The organism is Nostoc sp., from assembly GCF_036917415.1.
GTDB lineage: Bacteria > Cyanobacteriota > Cyanobacteriia > Cyanobacteriales > Nostocaceae > Nostoc.
Genome location: NZ_JBALDJ010000104.1, coordinates 16052 through 26964, shown reverse-complemented (window position 1 = coordinate 26964; position 10913 = coordinate 16052). Strand labels below are relative to the sequence as shown.

Annotated in this window: 9 protein-coding genes; 6 read left to right on the top strand and 3 right to left on the bottom strand. The window is 41.0% G+C overall.

Going from position 1 to position 10913, the window contains the following annotated elements; all coding sequences use genetic code 11:
* Positions 1-8: 8 nt before the first annotated feature.
* Both V7K41_RS22545 and V7K41_RS22540 read right to left on the bottom strand, forming a co-directional pair.
* On the bottom strand, positions 9-836 hold the full coding sequence (locus V7K41_RS22545; RefSeq protein ID WP_334851794.1) for an Rpn family recombination-promoting nuclease/putative transposase: 828 nt from the start codon (positions 834-836) through the stop codon (positions 9-11).
* 108 nt (positions 837-944) lie between these two features.
* Positions 945-1853, bottom strand: a complete 909-nt coding sequence (locus V7K41_RS22540; protein WP_334851792.1) for a carbohydrate ABC transporter permease — start codon at positions 1851-1853, stop codon at positions 945-947.
* 171 nt (positions 1854-2024) lie between these two features.
* Between V7K41_RS22540 and V7K41_RS22535 the strand changes: the two genes are divergently transcribed.
* The 5 genes from V7K41_RS22535 to V7K41_RS22515 all read left to right on the top strand — a co-directional run bounded on the left by V7K41_RS22535 (position 2025) and on the right by V7K41_RS22515 (position 7241).
* On the top strand, positions 2025-2687 hold the full coding sequence (locus V7K41_RS22535; RefSeq protein ID WP_334851790.1) for a GIY-YIG nuclease family protein: 663 nt from the start codon (positions 2025-2027) through the stop codon (positions 2685-2687).
* Between the two features lie 181 nt (positions 2688-2868).
* Positions 2869-4215 carry an FAD-binding oxidoreductase gene (locus V7K41_RS22530; RefSeq protein WP_334851788.1) on the top strand — a complete coding sequence of 449 codons (1347 nt, stop codon included), beginning with the start codon at positions 2869-2871 and terminating at the stop codon, positions 4213-4215.
* A gap of 144 nt (positions 4216-4359) precedes the next feature.
* A complete protein-coding gene (rtcA, locus tag V7K41_RS22525; protein ID WP_334851787.1) occupies positions 4360-5406 on the top strand; it encodes an RNA 3'-terminal phosphate cyclase in 1047 nt (348 codons plus the stop codon).
* A gap of 174 nt (positions 5407-5580) precedes the next feature.
* Positions 5581-6051 (top strand): toll/interleukin-1 receptor domain-containing protein, encoded by a 471-nt coding sequence (locus V7K41_RS22520; protein ID WP_334851785.1) that lies wholly within the window; start codon positions 5581-5583, stop codon positions 6049-6051.
* 110 nt (positions 6052-6161) lie between these two features.
* Positions 6162-7241, top strand: coding sequence for a toll/interleukin-1 receptor domain-containing protein (locus tag V7K41_RS22515; RefSeq protein ID WP_334851784.1), 1080 nt, complete (start codon positions 6162-6164; stop codon positions 7239-7241).
* Positions 7242-7574: 333 nt separating this feature from the next.
* On the opposite strand, the gene V7K41_RS22510 is transcribed toward V7K41_RS22515, so the two are convergent.
* Complete coding sequence (locus V7K41_RS22510; protein ID WP_334851782.1) at positions 7575-7865, bottom strand: hypothetical protein; 291 nt, start codon at positions 7863-7865, stop codon at positions 7575-7577.
* A gap of 588 nt (positions 7866-8453) precedes the next feature.
* Here V7K41_RS22510 and V7K41_RS22505 point away from each other — a divergent pair.
* Positions 8454-10787: an EF-hand domain-containing protein gene (locus V7K41_RS22505; RefSeq protein ID WP_334851780.1), complete on the top strand. Its 2334-nt coding sequence runs from the start codon at positions 8454-8456 to the stop codon at positions 10785-10787.
* Positions 10788-10913: the final 126 nt, after the last annotated feature.

The window sequence follows — 10913 nt, the reverse complement described above, 5'->3', positions numbered from 1 at the left end:
CTCTTAAATTACGAATTACTTTCCGTTCCCCCTTTTCCTTGCTTATCAATAGCTTGTTGTACCTGTTTAACATCCAATTCTAATGCTTCAGCAATTTGCTCTATACTTAAACCAAACCTAAGCAGACGGGGTACAGTCTCCAGCTTTGTTTCTTCGCGAACCTCCTCTTTTACTTCTTGCTTTGTTTCTTCCTTGACTTCCTGGTAAAATTTAGTTTGTCTCCAATCGGTTAATCCAAACATCGCTTCTAACTCCTGCTGACTTTTGTTTACAAATTTGTAGATAAGCATTCTCTCTACTAATTCTAAAAGATTGCTACGGTTAGCTTCATCCGTTTGTTGTACTTGTTTTATCAAGTTTTTCGCTTGCTGTACGGCTTGATCTTCTGCTGCAACTACTAACTTAATTACACCTAGTCCAATCGAAGATGATGGTATATTATCTAATTCGTCTAAATAAATTATACGAATTTGCTGTGGAGCTAATGATGTTTGATAAATGAATGGTATACCTGGGTCGAGACTGCGTTGAGCAAAAATTAATACTGCTTGCCAGCGACGTTGAGGTTTATATTGATTGATATAGAGGAAAGCTTCTGTGATTATTCGCCAGTAAATATCATCATCGCGCTGAAACTGTACCTCAACAAAATAGATTGTGTCTTCTGTGAATTCAGGTTTGGGTAAGAATAAGCCATCGATACGACGTGCTAGTTCTTTGATTTCTACTGAGGTAAATTGGTAGTGTAATGCTAAAGCTTGCGATTGTTCCAAAAGTTCAAATAACACACCTGGAAGAGTTTGGAATAAGGTGTAAAAAATCGTGTCTGTTTTCATGCACTCTCGATATTTGAATATTTTCAGATTATTGGGGCTGAGAGAAGATGATTTTTCTAAATTTAATATATTTGAATTAAGGTAATATTAAATTGTGATATTATCGTCTCACTGCTGTTTAATAGCTAATCGCAAAATTGACAAGCCTAAAATTATTAAAAATAGCACTAGCCCAATCGTGCAAGCATAGCTAAGTTCCAAATTGTTGAAGGCTTGCTCATATAAATAATAAACAATTGTTTTTGAGCTACTGAGTGGGCCTCCTTGAGTCATAATGTAGACTTCTTCAAACACTTTGGTTGCAGAAATAGCTGAAATTACCGCTACTAATGCTAGATATGGCTTCATTAAAGGTATGGTAATATCCCAATGTTTGCTAATACCATCAGAGCCATCAATAGCTGCGGCTTCGTACACATCAGCAGGAATTGATTGCAACCCCGCTAGATAAATCACCATGTAGTAGCCTAATCCTTTCCACACGGTGACAGCCATGACGCTGGCAAGAGAAATTGGTACAATGCCAAAAATTTTTGCTGGGCTAGTTAGCCAAGGAATACCTTCTGGAAAAAGACCTAAAGCTTTAAATAACTGATTGAGTAATCCGTTTTCTGCATACAGCCATTTCCAAGCTATTCCCGCAACCACCATTGAAATTACCACTGGAGTGTAGTACGCTGCTCTAAACCAATTCATTCCCTGCAGTTTCTGATTTACCAAAATTGCCAGTACTAAGGGAGCTATTACTAAAATTGGTACTACACCTACAAGATATAAAAAAGTGTTTTCCAAGGTTTTCCAAAAAACTGCATCTTTCCAAAGCTTGAGAAAGTTGGCGAAACCTATCCATTGTGGCGGCTGGGCAATGTCTTCATAGCTGGTAAAGCTGAGGTAAAACGCTTGTAGTGCAGGCCAAAAGACAGTTAAGCCTAAAAGAACTAAGGCGGGTAGTAAAAATAAATAAGGGGTAAGCCGCTGTTTGATGAAAATCCAATTTTTAGGTATCAATTGATTCATAAGAAGTTTAATAGTTGTTTTTGCTTTTTCAGAACAAGGATTTGGAGATGTGAGTAGATTTAAGCTTCAATATTTTAAGGGCATATATTTGCTTGCGTAAGTATTGGTGTAGCCTCTCGTAGAAAAGCTCATCGTAGACATCGCTAATTAATAACTCGGAGATCAACTGCAATGGAAACTCAGCACAATCCGCCAATTGAACATCAAAATGTCCCCATAAACCACCGTGGACTGCATGATTTTTTGTATAGTTCTGACAACGAACACGCCGCCATTGAAGTGAGTATAACTCCTGATCTGGCAAACAATGGTACTGAAATCATTGACTTTGAAGCTTGGAGTGTAGCTGCTCAGAACGCTAAAATTGCCGGAGTTTATGCAGTATTAGATGCAGAACGCCGCACGCAGTACATTGGCTATTCTCGGAATGTGTTGCTTTCTCTAAACAGCCATCTTCGCCAAAATGGTGAGCAAAAGTGTGCTTTTGTACGTGTGCAAGCATTCAAGTTTCCCAAACGTCAAGAAATGGAAGATTTGCGAGATGCGTGGATAGCAGAACTCGAAAGTACGCCACCTGGTAATGCAAATGATTGTGGAATGTGGGCTAGTACGGTAGGTGAAGCGACTAAGGCGGTAATGTCAGAAGCCCAACTTCAAGCCTACGAGGAGAAAAAGCTAAAACTGCGGAAAGCAATGGCTGATACAACCCTTTCTAAAGAGTTAGAAACAATAGATGCGAGTGAAGCCGAACGTCAGCGTCAACTTGAAGCTGCTGTGAAAAACGATGACTGGAGTGTAATTATTGACGCACAGACACAGGAAACCAAGTATTGATTTTTGTCTGCTTGAGTGCGCATATCTGACTTTTTGAGTAAGTGGCATGAAAGTTCTGTGAAAGATGAGAGTTAAGATTTTAAAACGCAGAGGGGCGCTGAGGGAAACGCAAAGGTTCGCAGAGGAGTTAATTATCTGTGTAAACCTTTGGCGTTTTTCTGAGTTAAAAAAAAGGATATATATGACGACAAAATTAGATGCTCTGATTAATTCTCTAGAAGGCATAGAAACTATTACTGACTCTACTAAAGTCGCAAAATTATCCCAGGATTATCACACTTTTAGCCCCGTGTTAGTGTCGAAACTAGAGGGAAAAGTTGGGGATATTGTAGTGCGTCCCGCTAATGAAGCAGAGGTTTTAAAAGTTGCAGCCGCCTGTGCAAAATATCGTATACCTGTAACTGTGCGAGGTGCGGGAACTGGGAATTATGGGCAATGTGTACCGTTGCACGGTGGTGTAATTTTAGATATGACGCGGTTGCAAGAGATTCTTTGGGTAAAACCGGGAGTAGCGCGGGTAGAAGCTGGGGTGAAGTTGGCGGCTTTGGATAAAAAAACACGAGAAATCGGCTGGGAAATTCGTATGGCACCCTCCACGTACCGCACAGCTACAATTGGCAGATTTATTGCTGGGGGAAGTGGCGGTATTGGCTCGATCCAATATGGGTTATTAGCCGATCGCGGTAATATCTTAGCACTGCGAGTAGTAACTGTAGAAGATGAACCCCGTGCGATCGCATTACGCGGCGATGATGTCCAAAAGGTAAATCACGCTTGGGGGATTAATGGCATCATCACTGAAGTCGAAATTCCTTTAGGGCCAGCTTATCCTTGGGCAGAAGTAATTGTCACATTTGACGACTTTATGACAGCAGCAAAGTTTGGTCAGGCTCTTGGCAATGCTGATGGCATGATTAAGAAGTTGATTTCTGTCTTTGCATCCCCAATTTCTCAGTACTTTCACGCCCTACAAGAGTATATTCCTGAAGGGACTCACTCAGTCTTTTTGATAATTTCCGAGCCAAGTTTGGAATTTTTACCGGCTTTGGTGCAGCAATACGGCGGACAAATTACATATAAAAAACCAGCCGAGGAAGCAGCCAAAGGTACACATTTAGCAGAATTTAGCTGGAACCACACTACCTTACTTGCCCGGAGTGTAGATACTGGTATTACATATTTACAAAGTCTCTTTCCTAGTGATCGCAGTTTACGACTAGTAGAGCAGATGTATAATTACTTCGGCGATGAGGTAATGATGCATTTAGAATTTTTTCGGGTGAATGGTGTCGTAGTTCCTGGTGCATTGCAACTTGTGCGCTACACCACAGAAGAACGCCTCAATGAAATTATCCGCTATCACGAAGAACAGGGTGTGAGTATTGCCAATCCTCATACGTATATTATTGAAGACGGCGGCAGAAAAGTTATCGATTCCGAGCAGTTAAAATTTAAAGAAATAGTCGATCCTTATAGGTTGATGAACCCTGGCAAAAGCAAGGTTATTCAATTGCAAATTCAAAATTAGCAAACTACAGAAACACATATCAGAAATTTCTCTGTATATTTGTGTAACCTACCTCCAAAAAGCTAGTTGCTGGGCGTTTATAATTTGTGGTTTGATTTTAACTGCCGTGGGGATAACCCAAAATCCAACATCCCAAAATCGCCCATGATTGAAATTGACGGTTCCTACGGAGAGGGAGGCGGACAAGTTCTTCGCACTTCCTTAAGTCTAGCCGCCATCACCGGTGAACCCATACGAATTACAGGCATTCGCGCTGGACGCAAAAAGCCAGGATTAGCAGCACAACATTTAACAGCAGTTCGGGCGGCGGCGAGAATTTGTAATGCCCAACTACGGGGTGATACTTTGGGTTCAATGCTGCTGGAATTCATCCCAGGTAGTGCTGTGCAAGCTGGAATTTATACCTTTGATGTTAGTAAAGCACAACTTGGTGGTTCTGCGGGTGCGATCGCTCTAGTTTTACAAACAATTCTCTTACCTTTGGCACTAGCATCTGGCAATTCCCTGGTGACACTAAAGGGTGGAACTCATGTGAACTTTAGTCCGACAGCGACGTACATAGAGCAAGTTTATCTGCCCATACTGCAACGCATGGGTGTAGAAGCCCAAGTCAAGTTAGGCGCTTGGGGATGGTATCCCCAAGGTGGGGGAGAGGTAGAGTTACAGGTGGATGGCGGTGGTAAACTCAGCGGAATCAACTTGTTGGAACGAGGAGATTTACAACAGGTGCGGGGACTAGCAGTGGTGACGGAATTGCCTTCCCATATTCCGCAACGGATGGCGAATCGTGCAGAGAATTTGTTACGGTCAGCTAATTTGAAAGTTACTGTACAGACCTTGCGAGAAAGAGGTGTGGCACCTGGGGCGGGTATTTTCCTCACTGCTGAATATCAGAATAGCTTAACTGGCTTTGGTGGATTTGGGCGTTTGCGGTTGTCGGCGGAAACTGTTGCAGAGATTGCTTGTCAGCAACTGCTTGAGTTTCATTATACTGGCGCACCAGTGGATGAACATTTAGCAGATCAGTTATTATTGCCAGCTGCTTTAGCTTCACAAGAAAGTCAGTATCGAGTGGCTGAAGTGAGTAGGCATTTGACGACAAATGCAGCTGTTATTGAACAGTTTGGGCTGGCGCAAATAACAGTAGATGAAGCTGATAAAATAGTGTCGGTAAAGAGTTTGAATAGATGAACAAGTGCTATTACTTTAGTAGTCCTATATGGTAAAGTCTTATAAAGAACTAGTCTATAAATTCAAATCAATCTTGTGATCCCTTCTACCTTAAAATAAAAGCTGCAAGTTTTAGCAGACAACTTTGATAAAGATTTAATCCTACTTTCAGAGATTCGAGTCGTAAAGCAACTTATGTTATTGCAACCTGATCAAGCTATTGAAGTGTTTTATTCTTATGCTCATGAAGATGAAAAACTTCGCGACAAACTAGAAAACCACCTCACTCTTTTAAGGCGACAAGGAGTGATTACAGAATGGCACGATCGCAAAATTGGAGCAGGAAAAGAATGGCACAATGAGATAGACACTCATTTAGATTCATCTCAAATAATTTTGCTGCTTATAAGTGCAAATTTTATCGCTTCAGATTATTGCTGGGATGTTGAAGTAAAACGGGCAATGGAAAGGCATGAAGCCAAAGAAGCTAGAGTTATCCCCATAATTCTTGACTCTGTTGATTGGAAGAGCGCACCCTTTGGAAGGCTTCAAGCACTGCCCAAAAGCGGTAAACCTGTTAAGAAGTGGGGAAATCATAATGATGCATTTTTAAGTGTTGCTGAAGGTATTCGGTTAGTTACAAAAGAATTGGCAGTAAATTCGTAAATAATCACTGTTTAAACTTCATAATTGGGACTGAATAAAATATCAAAAAATTAAATAAAAAATAGTATGAAAAAATAATAATTATTTCATACTAATAGGTGCTGAAACTAATGCCGAATACCAAAGTTGTCAAAGTTTTTTATTGCTGCTCCGACTCTGCACAAGATGAAAAAATGCGGCAAAAACTAGAGGAACACCTCAGCACTTTAGAGCGGCAAGGTGTGATTAACAATTGGCATAAAGGCATGATTAGCCCAGGCAAGGAATGGGAAAGTGAGATTGATACAAATTTAAAGAAGGCGGATATAATTTTGGTGCTAATTAGTTCAGAATTTACTGCTTCAGATTATCACTGGGATGTTTTGGCGAAACAAGCTATGGAACAGCATAGAGCTAAAACATCTCGTGTGATTACTATTCTGCTTCGTCCAGTTGATAATTATTGGAAGGTCGCATTTCCCAAAGTCAAAGTTTTACCCGAGGGTGGAAGACCTATAACTGAATGGAAACCCTATGATAAAGCTTTTGCAAATATTGCTACAGGTATTCGAGAAGTAGCCGAGGAACTTACTGATTCTACATTTCTTATTAAAAAACTTCTGCGTTCGCTTCGGGCAATCATAGATGTTGCAAAGCATGTCCTAAAAGCTTTTATATCTGTGGGAACGGTAATCCTTTCTTACTTGTTTAGACCATCTAGGTATCGTCGCCGGAATAGAGTCAGCAACATCCCTGTGAAACTAGTTATTTTCTTTGTAGTAGGTGGTATATTTATAAGCTTCATTTATCAAAAGCTTAATATATTAGATATTTCTTTATTAGTACCTAAACCAACTGTAAACTCAACAAAATCAGTAAATCCTACTGGCTGGATATGGATAGGTATGGTTAATAAAACCTCAGATAGTTTATCTGTTGGACAAAAACTAGTTCTTCAACCATTAAATCCTAAACAATTTCCTAGTATTGAGCCTCCTGTCATTCCATCACCAGGAACAATCGTAACTGTTAAACATGAAGTCAATCTAATAAAGGAAAAATCTTTATCTGGAAAAACAATCGTTAAACTTAAAAAAGGAGAAAAGCTAGTTATCTTGAAAGTAGAGCCTTTCTCAAAGGTTGCAAAAAATTCGCCTTACATTAAATTGAAAGCGCAAGTTCGTAAATGTAACTCAACTTGTAATAAATAGTACTAAGATAGGCTAAATATATTTCAGCACTAACACTTTGCCTCTATTCCCGATGACAAATTATGCGTGGGTGTATGGCAACATAGAAAATTGCCTCATTTCTAAGAGTTGAAATGAGGCAAAGGCAAAGGAGCTTTTATAAGCGGAGACAGAAAACTTTTGATCCTTTATCTAGGGGCATTTGCAATCAATCCCGTAAAGCCAGATTTGTTGTAAGAATAAGCAAATGACAAATTTACAAAGCGATCGCAAGTAGGGTGAAAACTGAGTTTAGTTGTTCTTGATACTTACTTTTTAATTAAATATCGAACATAGCTTTTGAATTTACCTCTGCTAAAGGTATATATTTAGTTTAAGTAAGTTTGCGATCGCAAATACAAGGGATTGGGAATTGGGCATGGGGCATCGGGCATCGGGCATTAAACACAGAGATATTTGTTGTTGGCTGTGGTTATGCCCAATCGAGTATAGGACTTTTGCATCTAGTAAATTATGCTCTAGGATAAACCTCTGAGCTTTATCGATGAACGTTTGAACTTTGTGGATGAACGTTTGAGCTTTGTGGATGAACGTTTGAGCTTTGTAGATGAACGTTTGAGCTTCGTCAACGATATGTGGCATCATCTTCACGACTAACAATCTACCAAGCGCTGAACTGACATTTACAGTAGGTAGATATTTTAAGATACGACAAAATATTTTTTGCAAAAGACCTAGTTTTTATTAATGGGATTGTGCATGGAGTGTTCAGCAAAATATAAATTTGCCCTCTTTCCAACACTGGAAATAAGGCAAAAGAGTTTTGATAAGGGGATATATAAAACTTTTGAGAAGTATAGCAGCGTAAATAATTAAAGGTTTGTAATGATGATTTTAGTCCTCTTTGCGAGACGCTACGCGAACAAATCATGGCTGAAACACTTACTATAAAATAATCTTCAGATTTTTTATATTACTTAATATAGTTTGATTTATTTTCGCTGACTTACTTAGTTTATCTAGGAGCATTTGCAATTAAACCCGTAAAGCTGCATTTATTGCAACAATAAGCAGCCGACAAATTTACAAGGCAACTACAAGTATCGTTGAGACGAACTTCAGTCGTTCCTGATACTTTTTATTTTCTTAAATATAACTACGCAGTATTGAAATAGCTGTTAGAAAACATGGTAATAAATTTATTAGTGGCACATATAGTATTGGAACAAAACCATGATTGATGAACAAGAAATAGAAAAATTGTGGCAAGCTTTCAAAGTATTAGACGTAGACGGCAACGGAGCGATCTCAACCGAGGAACTGGGGGAGGTAATGCGATCGCTAGGGCAAAATCCCACGGAAACGGGACTGCGTGACTTGATTAAGGAGATTGACGTTGACTTGTCAGGCACTATTGACTTTGAAGAATTTAAAACGCTGATGATCGCGAAAGTAGGCGATCGCCAAAGCCGCCTCAAGTTAGCCTTCAGTGCCTTTGATGAGGACGGTAGCGGTGAAATTACTGCCGTCGAGTTGCGGACAGTTATGACTCAGTTTGGGCTGACAGACGCTGAGTTGAAAGAGATGTTGCAGGAAGTAGATCATGATGGCGATGGCTCAATTGACTTTGAGGAATTCTGTCAGCTAGTACCGGAGGAGTCAGAAAGCAAAACTGGTTATCAAGACTCACCGATTTTCCTTAACAGTTCGCTCAAGACAGTTGCTACTTCTAATAAGACAGCAGCTACTACCCAACCGATACAAGAAGCAACAACTCCAGAGTTAGCACAGCTAAGAGAACAGTTAGTACAACACCCAAACTCACCGAATCAGAAAAAAAGCGGTACGTCTCCCTTACAAATGCAGATTGGTCTGTTTCGTTTAATTCAAGGAGCAGCCTACCGCAGTTTTCGTGAGAGTTTCTCCGCAAATCACGAAACTCACTTGCGGGTGAAAAACTTGCCATACAGAATTACTGATTTTGTGGAGTTTGTCAAACAAGCGATCGCACTGTACAAAGCATTAGGTATAGTATCCGAGGATTGCTACCCCGTCCTGGATGCAGTGGTTAAATCGATTGCCGATGAATATGCCCGATTGCAGGAGCGGATCAAAAACTGGCAAACAGTGGCAAAGACACCCGAAATGTTGGCAGAACAGCAAGCGATTTTAGAGGCGCGGAGTAAATTTGCCAATGTCAAAGAAAAGTTTGCTGCTGGAGTCGAGTTTGCAATTACGATCAAAAAGAAAAGTCTCAGTTTGGGTGATATCGTCGAAGGTGTGCTGGCCATTAACGAACTCAATCGTCTGAGGGGAATAGAACTGAACGAAGAAATGGCTCCACCACCAACTAAATCTCAGGCAAATCCAAAAGACTATTTGAACAAGTGGAACCGCGTCATCCTCTCGCAAGCAACCGAGGAAATAGATGGTGCAATCATGCCAGTAGCATACTGGTATGAAGACTTTATGCCCAAGTTGTTGGCAGCGTTTAGCGTCTCTACCACAGCAGATATCCAAAGTAACACCGTACCCGACGAGGCGGCTTTGGATGAATGGTATCAGTGTACAAAAAACTCAGGAGAATTTAACCGCTACGGGGCGGATGTTGCCGAAAATTTTCCCGATTGCACTCCCAAACAGAAATTGATACTCAAACAAGCATGGCGGTTAACGCATCACTACCTGAATGGAGTGCAAAAACGCCGCGAACGCTTAGAGTTTGGGCGAGAATCAGGTGCGCTATCACAGTATGTAGCATTTATTGATGTCTATCTAGATCGGACTGAGGTGAAGGATTCCCAAATGCGAGTCAGCTTCCCCTACTACATTGGCCCGGCAGTGTGGCGCTTCTTCCATACCACAGCTGAGATTGTCTGTACCAAAACCAATGTACAGCAAAAAGCTGCAATAGCAATCTTCAAAGATTTCTTCCAACTTTTTGCCACAATGTACCCCTGTCCCTACTGCCGCCACCACCTGAATATGTACGTTGTCCAAAATAAGGAAGTGGATATGTATCCTGTAGAATACCTGGTGCTTGGGCGCGATCCCAACCTGACTGACTTTGAGGTGTCACTAGAGGCAAAATTATCCACCGTCGTAGATGGTTCCTCCCTGCGGTTATTCTTCTGGAAACTGCATAACACCGTTTCCTCCTCCATTGCGCGATCGGAAGAATGGTATCACAAGGATGAGAAAGCGTTCTACACCACCCGTTTTTGGCCCAGCCTTGACTCTGAGTTAGCAAGAGCCAATGCACTTAAATACACCAGCATAGAAACTGCTCGCATCTACAACATCTATGGAATTCTTAAGCCATTGGCACGGCTGACAGGGGTAAAAACGGAATTACCAAAGCTGCTGGAGAAGGGCGATACAAACAATCTCAAGGAAGCGTGTATAGTTGCACAGAACCACATCAAAGATTTAGAGGAAGCTGTCATTAGCGGACAGTTTCTCCAAGAAACATACTACTTTAAACCTAGCCTTGTGGATAAACCTCCACTTTTCACCCCTGAAGAAGAAGAGTTTGCCCGAACCAGTATGTTTACAGAAACGATTTAAATACTTATAGGACTTATATCATGTTCGGTAAAAGACTTATCATTAAGAGCGCAGGGGGCAGGGAGCAGGGGGCAGGGGGCAGGGAGCAGGGGGCAGGGAGCAGGGGGCAGGGAGCAGGGGGCAGGG